Here is a 25,029-nt window from a genome sequence, read left to right as displayed (position 1 = left end):
TCAGAAGCCTTCGGGCGACTGGAGATGCCAGTCGGTGATCTGCTGATAACGGTGTGCGATGTTCAGCAGCCGCCCTTCCTGGAAATACGGGGCCAGCAGTTGCGCGCCTACCGGCAGGCCATCGGCGAAGCCAACGGGCATGGACAGGCCTGGCAGGCCGGCCAGGTTGGCCGTAATGGTGTACACATCCTCAAGGTAGGCCGCGACCGGGTCACTGCCTTTGGCGCCGAGCTTCCAGGCCGGGTTTGGCGTGGTAGGCCCGACAATCACGTCCACGTCCTGGAAGGCGGCCATGAAGTCGTTCTTGATCAAGCGGCGAATGCGCTGAGCCTTGAGGTAGTAGGCGTCGTAGTAACCTGCGGAGAGCGCATAGGCGCCGACCATGATCCGGCGCTGTACTTCCGGGCCGAAGCCTTCGCCACGAGAGCGCTTGTACAGGTCGGTCAGGTCCACGGGGCTGTCACAACGGTAGCCGAAGCGTACGCCGTCGAAGCGGGACAGGTTGGACGAGGCCTCTGCGGGTGCGATCACGTAGTAGGCTGGCACGGCATGCTGCATGGTCGGCAGGCTGATCTCCTTGATCACGGCCCCCAGCTTTTCCAGTTCACGAATGCTGGCCTGTACACGCTCCCCGATGCGAGGGTCCAGGCCGGCGCCGAAGTATTCCTTGGGTACGCCGATGCGCAGGCCTTCCAGGGAGTCGTTCAGCGTGGCGGTGTAGTCCGGCACGGGTTCGTCGATGCTAGTGGAGTCCTTCGGGTCGAACCCGGCCATGCCCTGCAGCAGCAGGGCGCAGTCCTCGGCGGTACGCGCCAGCGGGCCGGCTTGGTCCAGGCTGGAGGCGTAGGCGATCATGCCCCAGCGGGACACGCGCCCGTAGGTAGGCTTGAGCCCGGTGAGGTTGGTGAAGGCCGCCGGCTGGCGAATGGAACCGCCTGTATCGGTGCCGGTGGTAGCCGGTAGCAGGCGCGCTGCCACGGCGGCTGCCGAGCCGCCAGAAGAGCCACCGGGGACGTGCTCCAGCTGCCAGGGGTTTTTCACCGGGCCGTAATAGCTGTTTTCGTTCGCCGACCCCATGGCGAACTCGTCCATGTTGGTCTTGCCCAGGGTCACGGCGCCCGCTGCAGCCAGTTTCTCTACCACGGTGGCATCGTAGGGGGCTTCGAAGTTGTCGAGCATGCGCGAAGCGCAACTGGTACGAATGCCCTGCGTACAGAACAGGTCTTTGTGGGCGATGGGTGCGCCCAGCAGTAGGCTGTTATCGCCATTGGCGCGCCGTACATCGGCGGCGCGCGCCTGTTCCAGCGCGAGCGCTTCTGTCACGGTGATGAAGGCATTGAGCTGCGGGTCCAGTGCCTGGATACGGGCGAGGAGGGTGCGGGTCAGCTCTTCGGAGGAGAATTGCTTGGCGGCAAGGCCGCGGGCGATCTCGGCCAGGGTCAATTGATGCATGGCAGGCGGTTTTCCCTTACTCGATGACTTTCGGTACCAGGTACAGGCCGCTGTCTACGGCCGGTGCAATGGCCTGGTAGGCGTCGCGCTGGTTGTGTTCGGTAACCCTGTCGATGCGCAGGCGCTGGCTGGCTTCCAGGGGGTGGGCCAATGGCGCGATATTTTGGGTATCAACGGCCTGCATCTGGTCTGCAAGCCCCAGGATGCGGTTCAGGGCCTCAAGGGTGGTGGAAAGATCAGCCTCGCGCAGCCCGAGGCGGGCCAGGTGGGCGATCTTTTCCACGTCGGAGCGTTCGAGCGCCATGGGGGATCTCCAGTAAAGTCAGGCGGAAAGTGTCCGCCCGACAGGGGGCAAAGCTACGAAAATGCTGGCACAGAGCTGCGATCGTGGGGCCGTGTGCCCGGAAAAACAGCCAATTTAACATATTGGCGCCTTGCCCAAAATCCCTACCGTTGTTAGAGTTTGCCGCACTTTTTTACCCACGCGTTGCCAGGGTCACTTCTCCATGTTCAAGAAACTGCGTGGCATGTTTTCCAGCGATCTGTCCATCGACCTGGGAACGGCCAACACCCTTATCTACGTGCGTGAGCGCGGTATCGTCCTGAATGAGCCCTCGGTGGTTGCCATCCGTACTCACGGAAACCAGAAGAGCGTTGTGGCCGTCGGGACCGAAGCCAAGCGCATGCTCGGCCGTACCCCGGGTAATATTGCAGCCATTCGTCCGATGAAGGACGGCGTGATCGCCGACTTCAGCGTTTGCGAAAAAATGCTTCAGTACTTCATCAACAAGGTTCACGAGAACAGCTTCCTGCAGCCCAGCCCTCGTGTACTGATCTGCGTGCCATGCAAGTCCACCCAGGTGGAGCGCCGTGCCATTCGCGAATCGGCGCTGGGCGCTGGTGCCCGTGAAGTGTTCCTGATCGAGGAACCCATGGCGGCGGCCATCGGTGCCGGGCTGCCGGTCGAGGAGGCCCGCGGGTCCATGGTGGTCGACATCGGAGGTGGTACTACCGAAATCGCCCTGATCTCCCTGAACGGTGTGGTGTACGCAGAGTCCGTCCGTGTCGGCGGCGACCGCTTCGACGAAGCCATCGTGACCTACGTGCGTCGCAACTACGGCAGCCTGATTGGCGAGTCCACTGCTGAGCGTATCAAGCAGGAAATCGGTACCGCTTACCCAGGCGGCGAAGTGCGCGAAGTCGATGTGCGCGGCCGTAACCTGGCTGAAGGCGTTCCACGTGCCTTTACGCTGAACTCCAGTGAAGTGCTCGAAGCTTTGCAAGAGTCGCTGGCCACTATCGTTCAGGCCGTTAAAAGCGCCCTGGAGCAGTCTCCACCGGAGCTGGCGTCCGACATTGCAGAGCGCGGCCTGGTGCTGACAGGTGGCGGTGCGTTGCTGCGGGACCTGGACAAACTGCTGGCCCAGGAAACCGGCCTGCCGGTGATCGTGGCTGAAGACCCGCTTACGTGCGTGGCACGCGGCGGTGGCCGTGCACTGGAAATGATGGACAAGCACACCATGGACCTGCTCTCCAGCGAATGAGCCAGGGCGGCGCCTGGTGCCGTGGGGCAATGCCTATTGGTGTTGCCGCAGCCCCGGGCGCTCGCGTGTTTTCCGTTTTTACCGCGGCGCCGTTCCATGACTGATCTTTCGCCCTACTGCCCGGGAGGAACAGCCCATTAAACCGCTGTTCTCCAAGGGGCCTTCGCTGATTGTCCGCCTGCTGGTGCTCACCGTCCTCTCGGTTGCACTGATGGTAGTGGACGCGCGTTTCATGCTGCTCAAGCCGGTCCGTAGCCAGATGTCGCTGCTGTTGATGCAGGCCTACTGGGTTACCGACCTGCCTCAGCGGCTCTACCAGGGTGTCGCCAGCCAGTTTGGCAGCCGCACCGAGCTGATTGCCGAAAACGAAAAGCTCAAGACCGAAGCCTTGCTGCTTCAAGGGCGCTTGCAGAAGCTGGCCGCCCTTACCGAGCAGAATGTGCGGCTGCGCGAGCTATTGAATTCGTCCACGCTGGTGAATGAAAAGGTCGAGGTCGCCGAGCTGATCGGCGTAGATCCCAACCCCTTTACCCATCGCATCCTGATTAACAAGGGTGAGCGTGACGGTGTGTCTCTGGGCCAGCCCGTTCTGGATGCGCGGGGGCTGATGGGGCAGGTGGTCGAACTGATGCCCTACACCTCGCGTGTACTTTTATTGACCGACAGCACCCACAGCATTCCTGTCCAGGTGAACCGCAACGGGTTGAGGGCGATCGCAAGCGGCACAGGAAACCCCGAGCGGCTGGAGTTGCGCCATGTAGCCGACACTGCCGATATCAAGGAAGGGGACCTGCTGGTCAGCTCCGGGCTGGGGCAGCGTTTCCCAGCAGGCTACCCGGTCGCAATGGTGAAAGAGGTGATCCACGACTCTGGGCAGCCTTTCGCGATTGTACGTGCCGTGCCTACCGCAGCCCTGAACCGAAGCCGCTACGTGTTGTTGGTGTTCTCGGACAGCCGTACGCCAGAGCAGCGTGCCGCAGAGGCTGCCCAGGCCGAGGAGGGCGGTGCAGCAGCCACCGCGCCGGCCGGGTCGACACCTGCGGCAGCTACGCCTGGGCCTTCAACCCCTGCAGGCACGGCCCAACCCGCGCATTCGGGAACTCAGGCGCACCCCGCAACCAGTACGCCTGCGACCCCTGCACCTGCCACCTCTACTCATCCGGCAAGTACACCGGCGCCTACCCAGCCTCACACTACATCCTCTACTGGGCGGTCAGCCCATCCGGCACCCGCCACGCCTGAAGGAGCGCATTGATGGTCAATACCCGGCGCAACCATGGCTGGATCATCTGGCTGACCTTTGCCATCGGCCTGCTGCTGAGCGTGTCGCCGCTTCCCCAGTTCATGGAAGTGTTACGCCCGTTATGGCTGGCGCTGTTGCTGGCGTTCTGGTGCCTGAACGTGCCGGCCAAGGTGGGCATGACCACGGCCTTTTTGCTTGGGTTGGCCGAGGACGTGCTCTACGGCACCTTGCTTGGGCAGAATGCACTTATCCTCAGCCTTACCACCTTTCTGGTGCTGTCCCTTCAGCAACGCATGCGTATGTTCCCCATGTGGCAGCAAAGCCTGGTGATTTTCGTGGTGCTAGGCGTGATGCAGCTGGTGCAGCTCTGGCTGAGCGCCCTTACCGGTAATCGCCAGCCTACCCTGGCGCTGGTGCTGCCAGCAGTGACCAGTGCCCTGTTGTGGCCTTGGGTCAGTTACGGCCTGCGCGGCCTGCGTCGCCGCTTCAACATCCACTGACCCGCGTTTCATGGAGCCGTACCCATGACCAACCTGTTCCTGGCTTCCGGCTCCCCACGCCGCCGCGAACTGCTCGCGCAAATTGGCGTGCCCTTCACTACAGTACAGGCAAGCATCGACGAAACGCCTCTGCCCGGAGAAGCGCCTGACGCCTACGTACAGCGCCTGGCGGTTACCAAGGCCGCTGCTGGCCTGGCTCAGGCGCCAGCGGGTGCAGTGGTCTTGGGCGCAGACACGGCCGTGGTATGCGAAGGTGAGATCTTCGGCAAGCCCACCAGCGCCGAGCAGGCTGCACACATGCTGGCCTCCCTGAGTGGTCGCACGCATTACGTGCTTACAGCCATTGCCTTGAGCACTGAGGCACGTAGTGAAGTGTGCTGTGTCAGCACCCAGGTACGCTTTCGGCACATTTCGCCTCACGAAATCCAAGCCTACTGGGCCAGTGGCGAACCCGTGGACAAGGCCGGTGGTTACGCCATTCAGGGGCTAGGTGCCGTGTTTGTGGAGGCGATAGAAGGCAGCTATTCCGCCGTGGTAGGGCTACCGTTGTGCGAAACCGCAGCACTGCTGGCGCGCTTCGGCGTTGCCTGCTGGCAGCCGGCTTCCGTACCAGGTTCCGTAGAGTGAGCGCACGCTGGCGTCGCGCCGCGTCGCCAGTCCGGGCATCATGGGTCACTGTTCTGACGAGAGCCTGTCATGAGTGAAGAAATCCTCATCAACATCACGCCGATGGAATCCCGGGTAGCGGTGGTGGAAAACGGTGTGCTGCAGGAAGTGCATGTGGAGCGCACTCAGCGCCGGGGCATTGTCGGGAACATCTACAAAGGCAAGGTGGTACGGGTGCTGCCGGGCATGCAGGCAGCGTTCATCGATATTGGGCTGGAGCGTGCCGCCTTTATTCATGCCTCGGAAATTTCACTGCGTGAAGGCTCTGCGGTGGAAGCCATCAGTGCATTGGTTCATGAAGGGCAAAGCCTGGTGGTGCAGGTTACCAAGGACCCCATCGGCTCCAAGGGCGCACGGCTGACCACCCAGTTGTCCATTCCCTCCCGCTACCTGGTGTACATGCCGCGTACCAGCCACGTGGGCATCTCGCTGAAAATCGAAGAGGAAGCCGAGCGTGACCGGCTCAAGCAGGTCGTAAGCGACTGCGTAGCGAAGGAAGGCATTCAGGAAAGCGGCGGCTTCATATTGCGCACGGCGGCCGAAGGCGCACGCGCTGAAGAAATCCTGATGGACATCCGTTACCTGCGCCGCCTCTGGGAGCAGATCGCTACCCAGATCAAAACCGTAGGGGCGCCCACCGTCATCTACGAAGACCTGGGCCTTGCCCTGCGTACACTCCGGGACCTGGTAAACCCCAAGATCGAGAAAATTCGTATCGACTCGCGGGAAACCTTTCAAAAAACCACGCAGTTTGTTGAAGAGCTGATGCCTGAGATCGCTGACCGCCTGGAGCACTACCCTGGCGAGCGGCCCATTTTCGACCTGTATGCGGTGGAAGACGAGATACAGCGCGCGCTGGACCGCAAGGTGCCGCTCAAGTCCGGTGGCTACCTTGTGGTAGACCCGGCGGAAGCCATGACCACCATCGACGTGAATACCGGAGCCTTTGTGGGGCATCGCAACCTTGAGGAAACCATCTTCAAGACCAACCTGGAGGCGGCCACTGCCATCGCGCGCCAACTGCGGCTGCGCAATATCGGTGGGATCATCATCATCGACTTCATTGACATGGAGGATGAGGATCACCAGCGCCAAGTACTGCGCACTTTGGAAAAGCAGCTGGAGCGCGACCACGCCAAGACCAATATCATTGGTATTACCGAGCTGGGCCTGGTGCAAATGACCCGTAAGCGCACCCGGGAGAGCCTTGAACAGGTGCTGTGCGAACCCTGTGCCTGCTGCCAGGGCCGGGGAAAGTTGAAAACCCCGGAAACCGTCTGCTACGAAATCTTCCGGGAAATACTGCGCGAGGCGCGGGCCTACGAGGCAGAGGGCTACCGTGTATTGGCCAACCAGAAGGTGGTCGATCGGTTGCTGGATGAAGAGTCCGGTAACGTCGCGGAACTGGAAGCCTTCATTGGCCGCACCATTCGTTTCCAGGTCGAGAGCATGTACTCGCAGGAACAATACGATGTGGTGCTGCTCTGAGTCAGTGGCGTAACGGTACAAGGCCCTTCGAATGGCACGTTTGACACAAGTCGCCAGCGTGCTTGTCCGCTGGGGCCTCGGCGCCTGCGCCCTGTGCCTGATCCTGTTGGCCCTGTATGTAAGCCTGGGGCGGCAACTGCTGCCCATGGTAAGTGATTACCGGCCTGTTCTGGCATTGAAGGCGAGCCAGGCGCTGAACATTCCGGTTGAGATCGGCAAGCTTGAAGGCACCTGGGGCGGGCTGGCGCCCATCATTGTTGCGCACAATGTCAGCCTGGGCACAGGTGCTGGCGCCCTGCATCTGGAGCAGATACGGGTAGTACCGGCGCTGTGGCGCAGCCTGATCACCCTTGAACCCCATGTGGCCACCTTGCAGCTTGAGGGCGTGCAGCTGACCGTGCAGCAGGACGGTGAAGGCCACTGGGCCTTGCAGGGCATGGCCAGCAACCCGGACCATACGCCCTTCGACCCCGGCGTAGCCCTGGCTCGCCTGCGGCAGTTGGGCGAGCTGAATGTGGTGGATAGCCAACTGACTGTACGGCCATGGCAGCGAGACCCCATGGCGTTCACGTACCTGGGCCTGAGCCTGCGAACAGCAACAGGCGAGCAGCGGCTGGACGCCCGGTTCCACTTGCCGGACGGTAAACCGGTGGCTGTACAACTACGCGCTCAGGCCGAGCAGGCACACTGGCAAGACGGTTCTGCTCAGGTCTACATCAGTGTGCCCCAAAGTGACTGGGCTCAATGGGTGCCCGCCAGCCTCTTGGGCCAGTGGCGCTTCGCTGAATTGAAAGCGGGAGGGGAGGTATGGCTGAGCTGGGCGCAGCAGCACTTGGCCAGCGCCACCCTGCGCTTGAATGCCCCGCGTGTTAAGGGGGGCATCGAAGGCCGTACGCCTGCCGCAGCAGAAGACATTGCCCTCACGGCCTGCCTGCAGCGCACGGGCGAAGGCTATACCGCCGTGGCCCAGCCGTTGGCCATGAGCCTGAACGGCCAGCGATGGGAGACCCATATCAAGGCCGTGCAAGCAGGCGAGGCGTGGCAGGTGCAGGCAGACCGCCTTGATCTCGGCCCCTTGCTGCCCTTGCTGGATGCCTATACGCCGTGGCCAGACAAAGCGGCACTTGCGATGGACATCCTTAAACCCAGCGGCACCCTGCGTAACCTGAGGCTGACGCTACGCCCGCAGGAAGCAGGCGACCGCCGCCTGGCGTTCGAAACAAACCTGGAACAAGTGGCTTTCCAGGCCTATCACGGCGCACCCGGCGCTGCCAACGTAAGCGGAAGCATCAGCGGTGATTTGGGGCAGGGTGAGCTGCGCCTGGCCAGCAATGACTTTATGTTGCACCTGTGGCCAATCTTCAAGCAGCAGTGGCGTTACAAGGAAGCCCACGCGCGGCTTCAGTGGCACTTGAACAGCGAGGGGTTCAGCCTGGTGGCCCCTGTGATCCAGGTGCTGGGTGAAGAAGGAAAGATCGCAGCTGATTTCATGATTCGCCTGCCTTTTGGCGAAGGCCTGGAGCCCTACATGGACCTGCGCGTGGGGTTGCATGAAGGGGACGGTCGCTATACCGCCAAATACCTGCCTGAAGCACTGAGCCCACAGGTGGCGGACTGGCTACGCAACGCTGTACAGCAGGGCAACGTTGAGGAAGGCTACTTCCAGTACCAGGGGTCTCTGGCCCATGCCGCCCCGGACCATGCGCGCAGCATTACCCTGTTTTTTAACGTACATAACGCAATGCTGGCCTTCCAGCCCGGCTGGCCGGCGCTTCATGGGGTAGACGGTAAGGTCTACATCCAGGATGGCGATGTTCGCATCAATGCCAGCCGTGGCACCTTGCTCAATACCGCCTTAAGCGGTGTGAAGGTAAAAGTGCCCCATGTGCCGGAGGGGCAAGCACCACACCTCACGGTACAAGGCGCGTTCGAAGGCCCCCTGGGCGATGGCATCAACATTCTTCAAACTGCCCCCATAGGCACCGGAGAAGTCTTTACGGGCTGGGAAGCAGAGGGGCCGTTGCAAGGCAGCGTGGACCTGGACATTCCCTTGGCCCATGGCCAGGCACCCAAGGTGGTGGTGGACTTCAACACCAGTGGTGCACGTTTGAAAATCCCCCAGCCGGTACTGGAACTCAGCCAGCTCAAAGGCGCTTTCCGTTTCGACCTGGATAAAGGGCTTTCAGCGCAGAGCGTGGAGGGCCAGGCCCTTGGAAAACCCTTTACAGGTAGTATCGCTGCGCTTGGCGCCCCTGGGGCGCTATTCACCCAGATAAACGTAGGCGGCCGAATGGACGTTGCCACCCTTGGCAGCTGGTTGGGCGCTACACAGGCATTGCCTGTCAGCGGGGAATTCCCCTATCAACTGCGGTTAGATCTGAACGCCAACAGCCAGTTGGTAGTGGACTCTCCTCTTAAGGGGGTGACGGTGGACCTGCCTAGCCCTTATGGCAAGGCGCCCGAAGACAGCCGCCCCGCTCATGTGGAACTGGACCTGCAGGGCAGTGCCCCTCAACTGCGGGTCGCTTACGCCAACCTTGCCAGCTTTATCTATCAGCCGGCCGAAGGACGGTTCACGGCACCTATCGGCGCTAGCCGAGGCGAGCTGTGGCTGGGAGAGGGCACACCACGGTTGCCTCAGGGTACAGGCCTGCGTATTCGAGGTGCAGCCGACACGCTAGACCTCAAAGCGTGGCAAGCCGTTCGTGACCGGTACCTGCCTGCGACGGCAAAGGCTGGTGCACCAACCGCCAATGCGGCGATGGCCAGCTCAGCCATCAGCGGCGCAGACGTGACCATCGGGCACCTGAGTGCGTTTGGGCAGTCTCTGGAGCAGGCCAGGGTGCGCCTGGATCGGGCGCCCGAGGCGTGGCTGCTACAGGTCAACAGCGTGCAGGTGACAGGGCGTGCAACCCTGCCAGACAGCGCCACCGCGCCTTTGGACATCGATATGCAGGACATTCACTTGCCCGCCCCTGCACCGGACGACCCGGCGGCGCCTGAGCCGCCAGACACGCCAGATCCCCTGGCAGACGTGGATCCCCATACGTTGCCTGCAACCAACGTGCACATTGCGAGGCTTTGGCAAGGCGATGACCTAGTAGGCGCCTGGTCGCTCAAGCTGCGCCCCTCAACGCGAGGGCTGGCATTGAATGAATTGAATCTGGGCCTCAAGGGCATGCAGTTGCAAGGCGACGGCAGTTGGGAGGGTACCCCCGGCTCCACGGCCAGCTGGTTCAAGGGGCGCGTGAGCGGGGGCAACCTGGCTGACGTCCTCAAAGCCTGGCGATTCGCGCCCTCTGTCACCAGCAAGGACTTTGCGGTCGACATCGATGGCCGCTGGCCTGGGTCGCCTGCCTGGGCGTCGCCCAAGCGTTATTCAGGCAGCCTTGATGCAACGCTCAACCATGGCCAGTTTGTGGAAGTGGAAGGCGGTGCGCAGGCTCTGCGCGTGTTCGGCCTGCTCAATTTCAATGCCATCGGGCGGCGCCTGCGCCTGGACTTTTCCGACCTGTGGGACCGGGGTTTGAGCTACGACAAGATCAAGGGCCAGCTGGCGGCCAGCGACGGCGTCTACGTGACGCGAACGCCGATCACAGTGGCAGGGCCTTCGAGCAACCTGGAGCTGGATGGCACGCTGGACATGGCCGCAGACCGGGTAGACGCACGTCTTCTCGTCTCTCTGCCGGTAAGCACCAACTTGCCACTGGCCGCGCTTATTGCGGGTGCGCCGGCCATTGGCGGTGCCTTGTTCCTGGTAGACAAGCTGCTGGGCGATCGCGTATCGCGCCTAGTCAGTGTCAAGTACCGCCTTGAAGGCACACTGAAAGAGCCCAAACTTACCTTTGATCGCCCTTTCGACAAAGCCCATTGATCACGTCGATAGTTAGCCCCATTTAATCGAGTGCGCTAGGATGCGGGCATAGCTTCTTGCACAAGGCCTTATGTCAGCACTAATGACCTTGGCCAATGCCGGTGCAGGCGCATCGGCGGTTTTCCTTGCAGGGCGCATTGCGGCCTGCCTCTTTCGCGGAGTGAACATGAGCGAAATGTTGAACACGGTCAGCGCACAATTACTGGCGCCTGGCAATCTTACCCTCGACAGCCTCACGGGCGTGCTGGGTGAGCTGGCAGGTCCGGGCATCGATGCGGCAGACCTGTATTTCCAAGCCCAAGTGTCCGAATCCTGGGCACTTGAGGATGGCATCGTCAAGGAAGGCAGCTTCAGTTTCGATCAAGGTGTCGGCGTGCGGGCTCAAGCGGGTGAAAAGACCGGCTTTGCCTACAGCAATACCATCACGAGGGAAGCGCTAGGCCTGGCGGCTCAAGCGGCCCGCTCGATTTCCCGGGCCGGCCAGCAGGGTCGGGTTCAAGCCTTCAAGGCGCCCACGGTCGAACAGCTGTACGCACCCGACAACCCGCTGGACGTGATGACGCGCGCCGAAAAAGTCGAGCTGTTGAAACGCATCGACGCCTACACCCGTACCCTCGACCCCCGTATACAGCAAGTGACCGTAAGCATGGCGGGCGTGTGGGACCGCATACTGGTGGCGGCCATGGACGGCAGCCTTGCCGCCGACGTGCGCCCGCTGGTGCGTTTCAATGTGAGCGTTATCGTAGAGCAAAACGGCCGTCGTGAACGTGGTGGCCATGGTGGCGGGGCTCGCACCCACTACCAGTATTTCGTGGATGAAGAGCGCGCCATGGGGTATGCCCGGGAAGCGCTGCGTCAGGCGCTGGTTAACCTGGAGGCGCAGCCGGCACCTGCAGGCACCCTGCCCGTGGTGCTGGGCTCTGGCTGGTCAGGCGTGTTGCTGCACGAAGCGGTTGGGCATGGCCTGGAAGGAGACTTCAACCGCAAAGGCAGCTCGGCCTATAGCGGCCAGGTGGGGCAGAAAGTAGCGTCCAGCCTGTGCACTATCGTGGACGATGGCACGTTGCAGGGGCGCCGCGGCTCGCTGAGCGTGGATGATGAAGGGACCCGTACCCAATGCACTACCCTCATCGAGAAGGGCATTCTCAAAGGCTACATGCAGGACAAGCTCAATGCCCGGTTAATGGGTGCAGCCGCGACCGGTAATGGGCGGCGCGAGTCCTACGCTCACTTGCCCATGCCTCGCATGACCAACACCTACATGCTGGCAGGTGAACATGACCCTGAGGAGATCATCAAGTCGGTCAAGAAGGGGCTGTACTGCGCCAACCTGGGTGGCGGGCAGGTGGATATCACCAGCGGCAAGTTTGTGTTCTCTACCAGTGAAGCCTACCTCATCGAAGACGGCAGGATCACCGCACCTGTGAAGGGGGCTACGCTGATAGGCAATGGTCCGGACTGCATGAGCCGCGTGTCGATGGTAGGCACTGATCTGGCGCTGGACAGCGGGGTTGGCACCTGTGGCAAGGATGGGCAGTCAGTGCCGGTTGGCGTTGGCCAGCCGACCCTGAAAATCGATGCCATTACCGTAGGCGGCACCGGCGCGTGAGTGTGCAGGCCTGCAGCGCCGGCCTAGTGTCTAGCGAAGGCCGCGCTGCTGTTCGTCGATCTCGCGGATGTACTTGAAGATCTTGCGGCTCGCCGAAGGTGGCCGGTTGTGCGTGGCTTCGTGTTGCGCGTGGCGCACCAGGGATCGCAAGTGCTGCCGGTCGGTCTCCGGGTACTGGGTCACAAAGCTGTCCAGCAGGGCATCGTCGCCAGCGATCAACCGGTCGCGCCACCGTTCCAGGTTATGGAAGCGCTCGTTGTACTGGCGTGTAGAGGCATCCACCTGGTCCAGCAACTGGAGAATGGCATCGGTGTCCTGGTCACGCATCAGCTTGCCGATGAACTGCCTGTGGCGCTTGAGTGCGGCATTGGCAGTATGTTTAGGCGCCTCTTCAAGGGCACGCCGTAGAGGCTCGGTAAGGGGGAGCTTGGCGAGCAGGTCGGGTTTGAGCGTGGTAAGCCGCTCGCCCAGTTCGGTCAACGCGTGAAGTTCACGTTTGACCTGTGTCTTGCTTTTTCCCTCGCCGAGGGAATCGTCGTATGAATCAACCATGGGGGCCGTCCGCAGATAAACGCCGCCATGATAACCAGTCGGGGGCCGATTGTCCGGCCCGGCCAGCAGAGGCCTTTGCCGCGATCCGAATTTGAAGTGTGGAGAATCCAATGAAAGCAGTTGAAAGCGTTGGTCCCGAGGCCCTGCCCCTGTTGCAGGAGCAGGTCGAAGCGATCATTGCCGAAGCCCGTCGCCAAGGTGCCAGCGCCTGCGAGGTGGCGGTATCCTTGGAGCAGGGCCTGTCCACCTCCGTTCGCCAGCGTGAGGTAGAGACCGTTGAGTTCAACCGCGACCAGGGCTTTGGTATCACCCTTTACTTAGGCCAGCGCAAAGGGTCGGCGAGTACGTCGGCCAGCGGGGTTGAGGCCATCCGCGAGACGGTCGCTGCGGCCTTGGCCATTGCCAAGCATACCTCCGAAGACGAAGCCTCCGGGTTGGCTGACGCCTCCCTGATGGCCCGCGACCTGCCAACCCTGGACTTGTACCACCCGTGGGATATTTCGCCACAGGCCAGCATTGACCTGGCCCTGGCGTGTGAAGCGGCAGCCTTCGATGCAGACCCGTCGATTCGCAATGCCGATGGCAGCCAGGTGTCTACTCACCAAGGGTGTCGCGTGTATGGCAACAGCCATGGTTTTATCGGCGGCTATGCGTCCACGCGACACAGCCTCAGTTGCGTAATGATCGCCGAAAAAGATGGCCAGATGCAGCGTGACTACTGGTACGACGTAAACCGCGAGGGCCACCTGCTAGCGTCACCTGAGGCCATTGGCCGCAAAGCAGCGCAGCGTGCCGCCCGCCGCCTGGGCGCCCGCCCGGTGCCAACCTGTGAAGTGCCTGTGCTGTTTGCAGCTGACCTGGCAGGTGGCTTGTTTGGCAGCTTTCTATCTGCGGTATCGGGCGGCAACCTCTACCGTAAGTCGTCTTTTCTGGAAGGCAGCATGGGGCAGTTGCTGTTTCCCGAGTGGCTTACGCTGGACGAGCGCCCGCACATGCCTCGCGCCCTAGGCAGTGCCGGTTTCGACGGAGACGGGCTCGCCACCTATGCCAAGCCGTTTGTGGAAGGGGGCAGGGTAGTGTCCTATGTGTTGAGCACCTATTCCGGGCGCAAGCTGGGCATGCCGAGCACGGCCAACTCAGGCGGCGTGCATAACCTGTTCGTGACCCATGGCAACGAAGACCAAGCTGCCCTTATTCGGCGCATGGGCCGCGGGCTGTTGGTGACTGAGCTGATGGGCAGTGGCTTGAATATGGTTACAGGCGACTATTCCCGTGGTGCGGCCGGCTACTGGGTAGAGCACGGTGAAATCCAGTTCCCGGTTCAGGAAGTCACCATTGCCGGCAATATGAAGGACATGTTCCGCCAAATTGTGAGTATCGGTAACGATGTCGAACAGCGAGGTAGTACCCGTACAGGTTCGGTGTTGATCGAGCGAATGACAGTCGCGGGCAGTTAAGCGTCGGGAAACTGCTCCGCTGCGCTTGAAATGAGATTGATTATCAACTAATAGTCAGTCTCAGGAGGTGGGTTCCGCCTCCATCCAGCCTTACAGCGGAGCGGCCATGGACCATTGGAAACAGACCATTGAGCGCGCCAATGCGCTTTTTGCACAAGGGCAATGGGTGGATGCCCGGGAATACTACCTCCAAGCATTAGCACTGGCGCAAATCCTCTTCGAGCGGTGGGCCAATGCAGACGAAGCCGTTATGGCATTCGTGGTCTCCCACCACAACCTGGCCGACCTGCACCTTTGCTTGCATCAGCCTGAAGAAAGCGTCGAGTACCTATGTGCAGCGCATCAGCACTTGCTAGCTGCAGCCTCTCAAGAAAGCCTGCCTCAACCCCTGCGCGACGCTGCGCTTCGTCACAGCAATCGTACCTACACGGAACTGCTGGGATTCATCGCCGTCCATGGCCAATACCCCCGCACTTCGAGCTTGCTCGCCAGTGCCATGGGCCGACAGTCGCGCCACACGAGCGCTCATTCCCGCTACGGAGTTCACTGACATGCCCCATACCCTGCCTGCCTTGCCCTATGACTACAAAGCACTAGAGCCGCACATCGATGCGCAAACCATGGAAATCCACCATACCAAGCACCATCAAACCTACGTCAATAACCTCAATGCAGCCTTGGAAGGCACCGAGTACGCCGAATGGCCTATCGAGAAGTTGATGGCCAACCATGCCAGCCTGGATGAGAAGCTTAAAGGCCCCGTTGCCAACAACGGCGGTGGGCATGCCAACCATTCACTGTTCTGGGAAGTGATGGCGCCACGTGCGGGCGGCCAGCCTACCGGCAGCGTGAGCGAGGCCATTGAAAAAGACGTGGGAGGCTTTGAAGCGTTCAAGGGCGCCTTCACCAAAGCAGCCCTGAGCCGGTTTGGGAGTGGCTGGGCATGGCTGAGTGTAACGCCTGAGAAAAAGCTGGTGGTTGAAAGCACCGCTAACCAGGACAGCCCCCTGATGAAGGGCAACACGCCCATCCTTGGCCTGGACGTGTGGGAGCATGCGTATTACCTGAAGTACCAGAACCGCAGGCCCGAGTACATTGGTGCGTTCTTCAATGTGATCAATTGGGCTGAAGTGCAGAAACGCTACGACGCAGCGCTACAGGCTGCCTGACAGGCTATCGCTGCGACCGGCATATCGACCCGATGAGGAGCCGGTCGCAGGCTTGTGCGTTTACTCGCCCTCGTCGAACTTGCCATTGATTAGTACTACCAAAGCATCCAATGCTTCTTGAGACTGGTCGCCTTCGGTACTCAAGTGGATTTGTGTACCTTTCCCGGCGGCCAGCATCATCACTGCCATAATGCTTTTGCCATCTACCAGGCTGCCTTCAGTACGGCCTACCCGAACCTGGCAAGGGAAGCGCCCGGCCACGCCTACGAATTTGGCAGCAGCGCGCGCATGTAGGCCCAACTTGTTGATGATGGTGATATCGAGTGCGGGCATTGCGTAGGAAATCCTTGAATTCAGGGAAGGTCTCGGTGACGTACCTGAACGTTTCTGAGTGTGCCCTGCAATAGTTTGCCAAGGCGTTCGGTCAGATAGACCGAGCGATGGTGCCCTCCTGTGCAACCAATGGCAACCGTAACGTAAGCCCGGTTGCTGGCTGCAAAACGGGGGAGCCATTTCAGGAGGTACTGGGAGATATCCTGGAACATGTCCTCGACATCTGGTTGTGCTGCCAAGTACTCGATAACGGGCTGCTCCAGCCCCGAATGCTCCCGGAGCTCGGGCTTCCAGTAAGGGTTGGGCAGGCAGCGGACGTCGAACACCAGGTCTGCGTCCGTGGGCATGCCGCGTTTGAAGCCAAAAGATTCCAGCAGAAACGCCGTGCCTGCTTCCGGCTTGTCCAGCAACCTGAGCTTGAGTGTATCCCGCAGTTGGTACAGGTTCAGGTGAGTGGTGTTTATCTTGAGGTCGGCCAAGTCCGCAATAGGGCTCAGCAAGTCGCTTTCCACGCCTATGGCTTCGGCCAGCGAGCGGTCGGCGCTGGTTAATGGGTGACGACGACGGGTCTCAGAAAAGCGCTTGAGGAGCGTATCCTCGTCCGCATCCAGAAACAGCACGTCACATTGGATGTGCTTATGGCGGACCTCTTCGAGCAACTGTGGGAAGCGCGAAAGGTGGCTGGGCAGGTTACGCGCATCAATGGATACCGCTACCAGCGGCTCGGCCAGTTCGGTATGGATCAATGCACGGTCTGCCAGCTCTGGCAGAAGCCCGGCCGGCAGGTTGTCTATGCAATAGAAGCCGTTGTCTTCCAGTACATCAAGGGCGGTGCTCTTGCCGGAGCCTGAACGACCGCTCACGATGACCAGGCGCATGGTCAGGCGCCAGCCTGCGCATTGAGCACCACCTGGTACAGCGCGGTACTGTCTTGGGCAGAGCGCAACTGCTCTCGCACGTCCTTGCGGTCCAGCATGCTTGCAATCTGACGAAGCAATTCAAGGTGCGCATCGGTAGCCGCCTCGGGTACCAGTAGCACAAAGATGAGATCTACGGGCGCGCCATCGATAGCGTCGAAGTCCACAGCTGCCTGCAGGTGCAAAAGCGCACTCATGGGTTGATCGCAATTAGCCAGGCGGCAATGGGGGATGGCGATTCCGTTTCCGAAACCGGTTGAGCCCAAGCGTTCACGAGCGAGCAGGGCATCGAATATCACCTGCTGGCCGACCTGAGGCAGGTCTGCGTGAATCAGCCTTGAAATCTCTTCAAGAACACGTTTTTTACTGCCGCCCGGCACGTTCACGAGTGAACGGCCGGGGGTCAGGATATTGTCTATTCGAATCATTGGGGGTTCAGCGAGCGGCCGCACCTTGCAGGTGGCTCTGCTGTTTTTCCTTATGCTTGAGCAATTGCCGGTCGAGTTTATCAGTCAGGAGGTCGATAGCGGCATACATATCGTCATGTTCCGCCTGGGCAACGATTTCTCCGCAGTTTGGCACCCGGAGGGTGGCCTCCACACGCTGCTTCTGTTTTTCCACTTCCATGATCACCTGCACGTTGGTGATCTTGTCATAGTGCCGCTGAAGCTTGGCGAGTTTTTCGGTGGTGTAGTTACGCATGGCGTCGGTCACATCCAGCTGATGCCCACTGATGTTGACTTGCATACTGCTTCTCCTTGTTGCCAGTGCATAAAGAGGCAGGCGAGGCACCTGCCACTGAAACGCTGGTGGCATCCCGGTAACGCGACATTGGCGTGCGTGCTGTAGCGCCAGTGACAGCAGGCGTTTCCGGGTGAGGCTTACATCAACCGCTTGCGTTCGCTCGAGGGCGCGATCCCTAGGGACTCGCGGTACTTGGCGACAGTGCGGCGTGCGACCTGAATGCCTTGTGCCTCCAGTAAACCAGCGATCTTGCTGTCACTCAATGGCTTTTTCTGGTTTTCCGCCGCTACCAGTTTCTTGATGATCGCCCGAATGGCCGTGGACGAGCATTCACCGCCCTCTGACGTGCTCACATGGCTTGAGAAAAAGTACTTCAACTCGTATATGCCGCGGGGCGTATGCATGTATTTCTGAGTAGTCACCCTGGAAATGGTGGACTCATGCATACCCACCGCTTCAGCGATGTCGTGCAGCACCAGCGGCTTCATGGCCTCATCGCCGTATTCGAGGAAGCCACGCTGGTGTTCGACGATCTGGGTCGCCACCTTCATCAGCGTCTCATTGCGACTTTGCAGGCTCTTGATGAACCAGCGCGCTTCCTGCAGTTGATTGCGCATGAACGTGTTGTCGGCGCTGCTATCTGCGCGGCGAACGAAGCCTGCATATTGCGGGTTTACGCGCAGGCGTGGCATCGACTCCTGGTTCAGCTCTACCAGCCAGCGCTCGCTATCCTTGCGTACAATCACGTCAGGCACCACGTATTCGGGCTCGCTGGATTCTATCTGCGAACCTGGGCGAGGGTTGAGGCTCTGTACCAACTCGATGACCTGGCGAAGCTCATCTTCCTTAAGCTTCATCTTGCGCATCAGCTGGCTATAATCCCGCGCGCCCAGGAGTTCGATGTAGTCCGCCACCAGGCGTTGAGCCTCGGCCAGCCAAGGCGTTTTTGCAGGAAGCTGCCTTAATTGAAGCGCCAGGCATTCACTGAGCGTGCGCGCCCCGATGCCGGCTGGCTCGAACTGCTGAATGCGGTGGAGCACGGCTTCCACTTCGTCGAGCTCGATATCCAGTTCCGGATCAAACGCCTGGCAGACGTCTTCCAGGCTTTCCTCAAGGTAGCCCTGGTTATTGATGCAATCGATCAGCGTGACCGCTATCAGTCTGTCGTTGTCCGACATGGGCGCCAGGTTGAGCTGCCACAGCAGATGGCTCTGCAGGCTTTCGCCTACCGATGTACGGGTTGTAAAGTCGTACTCGTCATCATCACCGCCTGGCAGGCTGCTGGCGCTGGTCTGATAAATGTCTTCCCAGGCCGTATCCACAGGAAGTTCGTCAGGAATGCGTTCATTCCAATCGCCTTCCTCGCTGGTTTCCGAAGCACTGGAGGTTTCCTGGAACGTGGTTTCCTGAAAGGTAGGCTCCTGGGCTTCGACAGGCCCGGACTGCTCGGCTTTGTCGGCCAGCGGGTCAGTGTTGTCGAAGTCGTCGCCTTCTTCCTGGCGTTCAAGCATTGGATTGGACTCCAGCGCTTCCTGAATCTCCTGCTGGAGGTCCAGGGTCGAGAGCTGGAGTAGGCGGATGGCCTGTTGCAACTGCGGCGTCATCGTCAGTTGCTGGCCCATCTTAAGGACAAGCGATGGTTTCATGGTGTGAGCTTGACACCCTGGTTGCCGGCGCGAGGCGCCATCCACAACGGGCGCCCCAGAGAGGCGCCTGAACTTAAGCAAATTATATGCCTGAAACCAGGGTGTTTGCCTAGAGGTCTTTACATTAAGACACGGCCTACAGCCGGAACTCGTGCCCCAGGTACACTTCCTTCACCAGGTCATTGGCAAGAATAGTTGCCGAATCACCCTCTGCAATCAACTGGCCATCGTTCACAATGTAAGCGATTTCGCAGATGTCCAGGGTTTCTCGGACGTTGTGATCGGTGATCAGCACACCGATGCCCTTGGCCTTGAGGTGATGAATGATCTGCTTGATATCGCCTACGGAGATGGGGTCTACCCCGGCAAAGGGTTCGTCCAGCAGGATGAATTTAGGCGCTGTGGCCAGCGCTCGTGCAATCTCTACCCGGCGGCGCTCGCCCCCGGACAGGCTCATGCCGAGGTTGTCCCGGATGTGCGTGATGTGGAATTCCTGCAGCAGGCCTTCCAGGGCCTGGCGACGACCAGCAGCGTCCAGGTCCTTGCGGGTTTCCAGGATGGCCATGATGTTGTCAGCCACGGACAGCTTGCGGAAAATGGACGCTTCCTGGGGCAGGTAGCCGATGCCGGCCTTGGCACGGCCATGCATCGGCTGGTGGCTGACATCCAAGTCGTCAATCAGTACGCGCCCCTGGTCAGCCTGTACAAGGCCAACAATCATGTAAAAGCACGTGGTTTTGCCAGCCCCGTTCGGCCCCAGCAGGCCAACGATCTGCCCGCTTTCGATGGAAAGGCTCACATCCCTTACCACTTGGCGGCTTTTGTAGCTCTTGGCCAGATGCTGGGCCTTCAACGTCGCCATTACTGGGCCTTCTGCGGCTGATCGGTTTTCTTCTTGGGCTGAATCACCATGTCGATGCGTGGGCGCGGTGCAGTGACCTTGCTACCCGTTGCACGGCCAGCGTTCACAACCTGGCGTACCGTGTCGTAGACGATCTTTTCGCCTTCGGACGTATTGCCATCGTTGATGACCTTCGCCTTGTCGATCAGCACGATACGGTTCTGAGAGGCAAAGTACTGGATAGTGACGCCATAGGCCTGGACGATCGGCTTGTCCACGGCAGGCTTCTGCTCGTAGTACGCCAGGTTGCCCACAGCCGTGAACACGTCCACATCGCCACTGGGCGTACGTGTAACAGTTACCTTGTTGCCCGTGATCTTCATGGAGCCCTGTGTGATGACCACGCCGCCGGTATAGACGGCCACGCCTTGCTTGTCATCAAGCTGGGCGTCATCGGACTGGATATGAATGGGTTGGTCCCGATCATTGGGCAGCGCCAAGGCGTTCACGCTTCCCAGTGCCGCGCCCAGGCCAAGCAGAAAGGGGAGGGTTTTAACGAGCCTCATACTGTCCTCTTACAGTGGACAGCAAGTGGATCTTGCTGTCATTCAGATACGCCTTCATTCCCTTGGCAGTCGTGACGCCACCGGCGCCGTCGATTCTAACGTCTTGATCAGTTTCCGCATATTGCTTCTGCGGGAAGACCATGGCTCGGGAGGTGGTAATGACGGTAGCGCGATTTTGCTGGTCTGTGCGGTTGAGCCGAACCGCATCAATGAGTTCGACCTGGGTGCCGTCCGGATTCACCTCCGCACGTTCGCTGACCACGTGCCAGGGGAACGTAGTGCCTCGGTAGATATCCATTACCGGCTTGGTCACATGCGTGATTTCACTGGCCTTGAGGTGTTCGACGCGATCAGCCGTCATTTCATATTGCATTTTGCCGTCGGGCAGATACTGCACCGTGTGGGCATTGACTGCGTAGTAATCGATGGTTGCAGCATCCACGCTGGCTTTGGGGTTGTCCAGGAAGCGCTCTGGGCTGACGTTCCAATACCCCACGGCAACCAACAGCGCCACCAGTGAAACGGCAATGGCAAGCGTAAGCAACTTTCGGTTTGGCATGAGCAACCTACAGGTAATGATTCAATGCGGCGTCCAGGTTGCCTTGGGCGCGCAGAATGAGTTCGCAGTATTCCCGGGCGGCGCCTTCACCACCGCGCGCCTGAGTAACGCCATGGGCATGCTTGCGCACGAAGTCTGCGGCATTGGCCACTGCCATGCCCAGCCCCACGCGACGCATGACGGGGAGGTCTGGCAGATCGTCCCCCAAGTGAGCGACCTGATCGAGGGGCAGGCCAAGCTGGGCCACAAGCCCCTCAAGTACGGCCAGTTTGTCTTCCCGGCCCTGGAACACGTGGGGTATGCCCAGGTTCCGGGCGCGACGTTCGGTGGCCACACTGTTGCGGCCACTGATAATGGCCGTGGCTACGCCAGAGGCCATGAGCATTTTAATGCCTTGGCCATCAAGCGTATTGAACGCCTTCATTTCACTGCCGTCTTCAAGAAAGTAAAGGCGGCCGTCAGTGAGTACGCCATCAACGTCGAAGACAGCCAGTTTGATGCGGCTTGCGCGTTCGAGCAGGGTACGCTCCATTACACAACCCCCGCACGGAGGAAATCATGCATGTTGACTGCGCCGACAGGAAGATCGCGTTCGTCTACCACCACCAATGCACCTATTTTGAAATCCTCCATGATTTTGAGCGCCTGAGCCGCCAGCATGTCTGCCGTTACGGATTTTCCATGAACGGTCATCACCTGCTCGATGGGCGTGGCATGAACGTCCAGGTTGCGGTCCAGGGTGCGGCGCAGATCGCCGTCGGTGAACACGCCCGCCAGGCGCCCATCTTCTTCGACCACTACGGTCATGCCCAGGCCTTTCCTGGACATTTCCAACAGGGCCTCTTTGAGCAGGGTGCCCCGTTTTACGGTAGGCAAGGCCCGCCCACTGTGCATCAACTGTTCAACCCGAAGCAGCAGGCGACGGCCCAATGCGCCCCCCGGATGGGAGAAAGCGAAATCCTCAGCAGTGAAACCACGTGCTTCCAGCAGGGCCACCGCCAAGGCATCGCCCATCACCAGCGCCGCCGTTGTCGACGAGGTGGGTGCCAGGTTCAGTGGGCAGGCTTCGTGCTCCACTCGGGCATCCAGATGCACTTCAGAGGCCCGAGCCAGCGTGGATTCCGAGTTGCCCGTGAGGCTGATCAGCCCAATGCCCAGGCGCTTGATCAGGGGCAGAAGCGTAAGAATTTCCGCGGTAGTGCCAGAATTCGACAAAGCCAGCACGATGTCGTTGGGCGTAATCATGCCCATGTCCCCGTGGCTGGCTTCGGCCGGGTGCACGAAAAAGGCCGGCGTGCCAGTGCTGGCCAGCGTGGCGGCAATCTTGCGAGCGATATGCCCCGACTTACCCATTCCCATGACCACGACCCGGCCGCTGCTGCCAAGAATCATCTCGCACGCTTGCACGAAATCGGCATTTATATGTTCAAGCAGGCCTTCCACTGCCTTGATTTCAAGGCCGATGGTACGGCGCGCCGATTGGATAAGGTCGCGGGTGCTATTCATGCCGGGATGGTCGGTCTCAAGAAAGGGCCGAGATTATATCTGGAATGCCCGAACTGCGCACGGGGCGGCAAAATCGAGTCATCAAGAGGGATGCCTGCAGGCGATGGCGGTGCCCCTCAGCCCGCCTTTTGCCCAGTTTGGGCCACTAATGGGGTCACGCGCTGTCACAGTCCAGTGGCGATGGTATCCAGTGGCGATGGTATAGTGCGCCGCGCTTCGACCCTGCCGATTTGTGCCCTAGCGTCTGGCCCGCACGTCTTACCGCAGTATCGCATCGTAAGGAGAACGAATGAGTGTCGAACACGCCTACGCGGTCGAGCTGAAGGGCGTCACCTTCAAGCGCGGTGCGCGCAGCATTTTCGAGAATGTGGACATCCGCATTCCACGTGGGAAGGTGACCGGTATCATGGGGCCATCCGGCTCCGGCAAAACGACCTTGCTGCGGCTGATGGGTGCCCAACTGCGCCCGACCACAGGCGAAGTGTGGGTCAATGGGCAGAACCTGCCAGCCCTTTCACGCAGTGATCTGTTCGATGCGCGCAAGCACATGGGCGTGCTGTTTCAAAGCGGGGCGCTATTTACAGACCTTGATGTCTTCGAGAATGTCGCCTTCCCCTTGCGGGTCCATACCGACCTGCCAGAGGAGATGATTCGCGACATCGTATTGATGAAGTTGCAAGCCGTAGGGTTGCGCGGCGCCATCGCACTGATGCCCGATGAGCTGTCCGGTGGCATGAAGCGGCGGGTAGCCCTGGCGCGCGCCATTGCCATGGACCCTGGGATCCTCATGTACGATGAGCCGTTCGTGGGGCAGGATCCCATTGCCATGGGCATGCTGGTGCGCTTGATTCGCCTGCTCAACGACGCGCTCGGCATCACCAGTATCGTGGTGTCCCATGATCTGGCCGAGACGGCCAGCATTGCCGACTACCTGTATGTGGTCGGCGACAAGCAAGTGTTGGGTCACGGCACGCCTGCCGAGCTTATGGCCTCGGACAACCCGCGTATCCGCCAATTCATGAAAGGGGAGCCCGATGGGCCGGTCCCTTTCCACTTTTCCGCGCCAGCTTTGGCCGACGACTTTCTGGAGAGTCGCTGATGCGTCGCAGGTCCTTGATAGAGCGGGTACGGCAACTGGGCCGGGCTGCTATCGATATCGTCGCCGGGTTCGGGCGTGCCACGCTGTTCCTGGGGCACGCTGTGTTCAGCCGGAATGGGGTATCAGGCGGTTTTTCCCTGCTGGTGCGACAGCTGTACTCGGTGGGTGTGCTGTCGCTGGCCATTATCCTGGTGTCGGGCGTATTCATTGGCGGTGTGCTGTCCCTTCAAGGGTTCAGCATCCTGGCCAAATACGGATCGGAACAGGCCGTAGGGCAGATGATTGCCCTTACGCTGCTGCGCGAGCTCGGGCCTGTGGTAACGGCGTTGCTGTTCGCAGGGCGTGCCGGGTCTGCCCTGGCGGCGGAAATAGGCAACATGAAGGCCACTGAACAGCTGTCCAGCCTGGAAATGATCGGCGTAGACCCGCTCAAGTACATCATCGCGCCCCGCCTGTGGGCCGGCTTCATCTCACTGCCCATTCTGGCTGCGCTGTTCAGCGTAGTAGGCATCTGGGGCGGCTCATGGGTAGCGGTAGATTGGCTGGGTGTCTACGAAGGTTCGTTCTGGGCAAACATGCAGAACAGCGTGAGCTTTTCCGAAGACGTGCTCAACGGCGTGATCAAAAGCGTTGTGTTCGCGTTCGTGGTGACCTGGGTGGCGGTTTATCAAGGATATGACTGCGACCCCACTTCCGAAGGCATCAGCCGTGCAACCACACATACCGTTGTTTACGCCTCACTGGCTGTACTGGGGCTCGATTTCATTCTGACCGCTTTGATGTTTGGAGATTTCTGATGCAAAACCGCACCCTGGAAGTTGGTGTCGGCCTGTTTCTCCTGGCCGGGATCCTTGCCCTGCTGCTGCTCGCCCTGCGAGTCAGTGGGCTATCGCCTGGCACTGCCCATGACACGTACAAGGTTTACGCTTTTTTTGACAATATTGCCGGGCTCACGGTCAGAGCAAAGGTGACCATGGCCGGTGTGACCATTGGTAAGGTCACGGCCATCGATCTCGACCATGACACCTTTACCGGCCGAGTAACGCTTCAAATAGACAAGAGTGTTGACAATCTGCCGGTGGACTCCACTGCTTCCATCCTGACCGCTGGCCTGCTGGGCGAGAAATATATCGGGGTCAGCGTAGGGGGTGAGAGCGCTGTGCTCAAGGATGGGCAGACCATCCATGACACACAGTCTTCACTGGTGCTCGAAGACCTGATCGGCAAATTCCTGCTCAATAATGTGAGCAAAGAGGCGAAATAA

Annotated in this window: 26 protein-coding genes; 13 read left to right on the top strand and 13 right to left on the bottom strand. The window is 60.2% G+C overall.

Annotated features, from left to right (window positions below):
* Complete coding sequence (gene gatA / locus ACSAMW_RS10825; protein WP_500593919.1) at positions 1-1,452, bottom strand: Asp-tRNA(Asn)/Glu-tRNA(Gln) amidotransferase subunit GatA; 1,452 nt, start codon at positions 1,450-1,452, stop codon at positions 1-3.
* A 16-nt stretch (positions 1,453-1,468) separates the two neighbouring features.
* Positions 1,469-1,756, bottom strand: a complete 288-nt coding sequence (gene gatC, locus ACSAMW_RS10820) for an Asp-tRNA(Asn)/Glu-tRNA(Gln) amidotransferase subunit GatC (RefSeq protein ID WP_500593918.1) — start codon at positions 1,754-1,756, stop codon at positions 1,469-1,471.
* Positions 1,757-1,958: 202 nt separating this feature from the next.
* On the opposite strand from gatC, the gene mreB reads away from it, so the two are divergent.
* The 7 genes from mreB (at position 1,959) to tldD (ending at position 12,376) form a co-directional block, all read left to right on the top strand.
* Positions 1,959-2,996 (top strand): rod shape-determining protein MreB, encoded by a 1,038-nt coding sequence (mreB, locus tag ACSAMW_RS10815; protein WP_168083969.1) that lies wholly within the window; start codon positions 1,959-1,961, stop codon positions 2,994-2,996.
* A gap of 166 nt (positions 2,997-3,162) precedes the next feature.
* Positions 3,163-4,251: a rod shape-determining protein MreC gene (mreC, locus tag ACSAMW_RS10810; protein ID WP_500594022.1), complete on the top strand. Its 1,089-nt coding sequence runs from the start codon at positions 3,163-3,165 to the stop codon at positions 4,249-4,251.
* Complete coding sequence (mreD, locus tag ACSAMW_RS10805) at positions 4,251-4,739, top strand: rod shape-determining protein MreD (RefSeq protein WP_500593917.1); 489 nt, start codon at positions 4,251-4,253, stop codon at positions 4,737-4,739. The genes mreC and mreD overlap by 1 nt, the downstream gene beginning before the upstream one ends.
* A 24-nt stretch (positions 4,740-4,763) precedes the next feature.
* Positions 4,764-5,366 (top strand): Maf family protein, encoded by a 603-nt coding sequence (locus ACSAMW_RS10800; protein WP_500593916.1) that lies wholly within the window; start codon positions 4,764-4,766, stop codon positions 5,364-5,366.
* A gap of 69 nt (positions 5,367-5,435) precedes the next feature.
* The gene (gene rng / locus ACSAMW_RS10795; RefSeq protein ID WP_168083966.1) at positions 5,436-6,893 is read left to right on the top strand and encodes a ribonuclease G; all 1,458 of its coding nucleotides are present in this window, start codon (positions 5,436-5,438) and stop codon (positions 6,891-6,893) included.
* Positions 6,894-6,924: 31 nt separating this feature from the next.
* Complete coding sequence (locus tag ACSAMW_RS10790; RefSeq protein WP_500593915.1) at positions 6,925-10,767, top strand: YhdP family protein; 3,843 nt, start codon at positions 6,925-6,927, stop codon at positions 10,765-10,767.
* 166 nt (positions 10,768-10,933) lie between these two features.
* Complete coding sequence (gene tldD / locus ACSAMW_RS10785) at positions 10,934-12,376, top strand: metalloprotease TldD (protein WP_500593914.1); 1,443 nt, start codon at positions 10,934-10,936, stop codon at positions 12,374-12,376.
* A gap of 30 nt (positions 12,377-12,406) precedes the next feature.
* Here tldD and yjgA read toward each other — a convergent pair whose 3' ends face one another.
* Positions 12,407-12,928: a ribosome biogenesis factor YjgA gene (gene yjgA, locus ACSAMW_RS10780; RefSeq protein ID WP_500593913.1), complete on the bottom strand. Its 522-nt coding sequence runs from the start codon at positions 12,926-12,928 to the stop codon at positions 12,407-12,409.
* A gap of 110 nt (positions 12,929-13,038) precedes the next feature.
* Here yjgA and pmbA point away from each other — a divergent pair, with 110 nt between their 5' ends.
* From pmbA to ACSAMW_RS10765, 3 genes are all read left to right on the top strand, one after another.
* Entirely contained in the window at positions 13,039-14,385 is a 1,347-nt protein-coding gene (gene pmbA, locus ACSAMW_RS10775) for a metalloprotease PmbA (protein WP_500593912.1), read from the top strand.
* A gap of 106 nt (positions 14,386-14,491) precedes the next feature.
* On the top strand, positions 14,492-14,935 hold the full coding sequence (locus ACSAMW_RS10770; protein ID WP_500593911.1) for a tetratricopeptide repeat protein: 444 nt from the start codon (positions 14,492-14,494) through the stop codon (positions 14,933-14,935).
* A 1-nt stretch (position 14,936) separates the two neighbouring features.
* Positions 14,937-15,554, top strand: a complete 618-nt coding sequence (locus ACSAMW_RS10765; protein ID WP_500593910.1) for a superoxide dismutase — start codon at positions 14,937-14,939, stop codon at positions 15,552-15,554.
* Positions 15,555-15,614: 60 nt separating this feature from the next.
* Here the strand turns inward: ACSAMW_RS10765 and ACSAMW_RS10760 are convergent, their stop codons facing one another.
* The 10 genes from ACSAMW_RS10760 to ACSAMW_RS10715 form a co-directional block, all read right to left on the bottom strand.
* Entirely contained in the window at positions 15,615-15,887 is a 273-nt protein-coding gene (locus ACSAMW_RS10760; protein ID WP_500593909.1) for an HPr family phosphocarrier protein, read from the bottom strand.
* Positions 15,888-15,907: 20 nt separating this feature from the next.
* Positions 15,908-16,765 carry an RNase adapter RapZ gene (gene rapZ / locus ACSAMW_RS10755; protein ID WP_500593908.1) on the bottom strand — a complete coding sequence of 286 codons (858 nt, stop codon included), beginning with the start codon at positions 16,763-16,765 and terminating at the stop codon, positions 15,908-15,910.
* Positions 16,766-16,767: 2 nt separating this feature from the next.
* Positions 16,768-17,232, bottom strand: coding sequence for a PTS IIA-like nitrogen regulatory protein PtsN (ptsN, locus tag ACSAMW_RS10750; protein WP_500593907.1), 465 nt, complete (start codon positions 17,230-17,232; stop codon positions 16,768-16,770).
* 7 nt (positions 17,233-17,239) lie between these two features.
* Entirely contained in the window at positions 17,240-17,551 is a 312-nt protein-coding gene (hpf, locus tag ACSAMW_RS10745; protein WP_500593906.1) for a ribosome hibernation-promoting factor, HPF/YfiA family, read from the bottom strand.
* Between the two features lie 134 nt (positions 17,552-17,685).
* Positions 17,686-19,194, bottom strand: coding sequence for an RNA polymerase factor sigma-54 (locus ACSAMW_RS10740; protein ID WP_500593905.1), 1,509 nt, complete (start codon positions 19,192-19,194; stop codon positions 17,686-17,688).
* A gap of 136 nt (positions 19,195-19,330) precedes the next feature.
* Entirely contained in the window at positions 19,331-20,056 is a 726-nt protein-coding gene (lptB, locus tag ACSAMW_RS10735; RefSeq protein WP_168083953.1) for an LPS export ABC transporter ATP-binding protein, read from the bottom strand.
* Positions 20,056-20,601, bottom strand: coding sequence for a lipopolysaccharide transport periplasmic protein LptA (gene lptA, locus ACSAMW_RS10730; RefSeq protein ID WP_500593904.1), 546 nt, complete (start codon positions 20,599-20,601; stop codon positions 20,056-20,058). The genes lptB and lptA overlap by 1 nt, the downstream gene beginning before the upstream one ends.
* Positions 20,588-21,160, bottom strand: a complete 573-nt coding sequence (lptC, locus tag ACSAMW_RS10725) for an LPS export ABC transporter periplasmic protein LptC (protein ID WP_168083951.1) — start codon at positions 21,158-21,160, stop codon at positions 20,588-20,590. The genes lptA and lptC overlap by 14 nt, the downstream gene beginning before the upstream one ends.
* A 7-nt stretch (positions 21,161-21,167) precedes the next feature.
* A complete protein-coding gene (locus ACSAMW_RS10720) occupies positions 21,168-21,692 on the bottom strand; it encodes a KdsC family phosphatase (RefSeq protein ID WP_500593903.1) in 525 nt (174 codons plus the stop codon).
* Complete coding sequence (locus tag ACSAMW_RS10715) at positions 21,692-22,666, bottom strand: KpsF/GutQ family sugar-phosphate isomerase (RefSeq protein ID WP_500593902.1); 975 nt, start codon at positions 22,664-22,666, stop codon at positions 21,692-21,694. The genes ACSAMW_RS10720 and ACSAMW_RS10715 overlap by 1 nt, the downstream gene beginning before the upstream one ends.
* A gap of 289 nt (positions 22,667-22,955) precedes the next feature.
* On the opposite strand from ACSAMW_RS10715, the gene ACSAMW_RS10710 reads away from it, so the two are divergent.
* From ACSAMW_RS10710 to mlaD, 3 genes are read left to right on the top strand one after another with little or no spacing between them, the layout of a single operon-like run.
* A complete protein-coding gene (locus tag ACSAMW_RS10710; protein WP_500593901.1) occupies positions 22,956-23,765 on the top strand; it encodes an ATP-binding cassette domain-containing protein in 810 nt (269 codons plus the stop codon).
* Positions 23,765-24,562, top strand: a complete 798-nt coding sequence (mlaE, locus tag ACSAMW_RS10705; RefSeq protein ID WP_500593900.1) for a lipid asymmetry maintenance ABC transporter permease subunit MlaE — start codon at positions 23,765-23,767, stop codon at positions 24,560-24,562. The genes ACSAMW_RS10710 and mlaE overlap by 1 nt, the downstream gene beginning before the upstream one ends.
* Complete coding sequence (gene mlaD / locus ACSAMW_RS10700; RefSeq protein WP_168083946.1) at positions 24,562-25,029, top strand: outer membrane lipid asymmetry maintenance protein MlaD; 468 nt, start codon at positions 24,562-24,564, stop codon at positions 25,027-25,029. Before mlaE ends, mlaD begins: the two co-directional genes overlap by 1 nt.

The sequence above is a fragment of the Pseudomonas sp. AB39(2026) genome (genome assembly GCF_059831485.1).
This window is presented reverse-complemented; position numbering and strand designations above follow the sequence as displayed.

Bases quoted from the DNA above. Each gene is read 5' to 3' on its own strand.
- mlaD (WP_168083946.1), top strand. From the start codon at position 24,562: ATGCAAAACCGCACCCTGGAAGTTGGTGTCGGCCTGTTTCTCCTGGCC.
- ACSAMW_RS10760 (WP_500593909.1), bottom strand. From the start codon at position 15,887: ATGCCCGCACTCGATATCACCATCATCAACAAGTTGGGCCTACATGCG.
- rapZ (WP_500593908.1), bottom strand. From the start codon at position 16,765: ATGCGCCTGGTCATCGTGAGCGGTCGTTCAGGCTCCGGCAAGAGCACC.
- mlaE (WP_500593900.1), top strand. From the start codon at position 23,765: ATGCGTCGCAGGTCCTTGATAGAGCGGGTACGGCAACTGGGCCGGGCT.
- ACSAMW_RS10800 (WP_500593916.1), top strand. From the start codon at position 4,764: ATGACCAACCTGTTCCTGGCTTCCGGCTCCCCACGCCGCCGCGAACTG.
- ptsN (WP_500593907.1), bottom strand. From the start codon at position 17,232: ATGATTCGAATAGACAATATCCTGACCCCCGGCCGTTCACTCGTGAAC.
- gatA (WP_500593919.1), bottom strand. From the start codon at position 1,452: ATGCATCAATTGACCCTGGCCGAGATCGCCCGCGGCCTTGCCGCCAAG.
- ACSAMW_RS10740 (WP_500593905.1), bottom strand. From the start codon at position 19,194: ATGAAACCATCGCTTGTCCTTAAGATGGGCCAGCAACTGACGATGACG.
- tldD (WP_500593914.1), top strand. From the start codon at position 10,934: ATGAGCGAAATGTTGAACACGGTCAGCGCACAATTACTGGCGCCTGGC.
- ACSAMW_RS10770 (WP_500593911.1), top strand. From the start codon at position 14,492: ATGGACCATTGGAAACAGACCATTGAGCGCGCCAATGCGCTTTTTGCA.
- ACSAMW_RS10715 (WP_500593902.1), bottom strand. From the start codon at position 22,666: ATGAATAGCACCCGCGACCTTATCCAATCGGCGCGCCGTACCATCGGC.
- ACSAMW_RS10765 (WP_500593910.1), top strand. From the start codon at position 14,937: ATGCCCCATACCCTGCCTGCCTTGCCCTATGACTACAAAGCACTAGAG.
- gatC (WP_500593918.1), bottom strand. From the start codon at position 1,756: ATGGCGCTCGAACGCTCCGACGTGGAAAAGATCGCCCACCTGGCCCGC.
- ACSAMW_RS10790 (WP_500593915.1), top strand. From the start codon at position 6,925: ATGGCACGTTTGACACAAGTCGCCAGCGTGCTTGTCCGCTGGGGCCTC.
- yjgA (WP_500593913.1), bottom strand. From the start codon at position 12,928: ATGGTTGATTCATACGACGATTCCCTCGGCGAGGGAAAAAGCAAGACA.
- lptA (WP_500593904.1), bottom strand. From the start codon at position 20,601: ATGAGGCTCGTTAAAACCCTCCCCTTTCTGCTTGGCCTGGGCGCGGCA.
- hpf (WP_500593906.1), bottom strand. From the start codon at position 17,551: ATGCAAGTCAACATCAGTGGGCATCAGCTGGATGTGACCGACGCCATG.
- ACSAMW_RS10710 (WP_500593901.1), top strand. From the start codon at position 22,956: ATGAGTGTCGAACACGCCTACGCGGTCGAGCTGAAGGGCGTCACCTTC.
- lptB (WP_168083953.1), bottom strand. From the start codon at position 20,056: ATGGCGACGTTGAAGGCCCAGCATCTGGCCAAGAGCTACAAAAGCCGC.
- rng (WP_168083966.1), top strand. From the start codon at position 5,436: ATGAGTGAAGAAATCCTCATCAACATCACGCCGATGGAATCCCGGGTA.
- ACSAMW_RS10720 (WP_500593903.1), bottom strand. From the start codon at position 21,692: ATGGAGCGTACCCTGCTCGAACGCGCAAGCCGCATCAAACTGGCTGTC.
- mreB (WP_168083969.1), top strand. From the start codon at position 1,959: ATGTTCAAGAAACTGCGTGGCATGTTTTCCAGCGATCTGTCCATCGAC.
- pmbA (WP_500593912.1), top strand. From the start codon at position 13,039: ATGAAAGCAGTTGAAAGCGTTGGTCCCGAGGCCCTGCCCCTGTTGCAG.
- lptC (WP_168083951.1), bottom strand. From the start codon at position 21,160: ATGCCAAACCGAAAGTTGCTTACGCTTGCCATTGCCGTTTCACTGGTG.
- mreD (WP_500593917.1), top strand. From the start codon at position 4,251: ATGGTCAATACCCGGCGCAACCATGGCTGGATCATCTGGCTGACCTTT.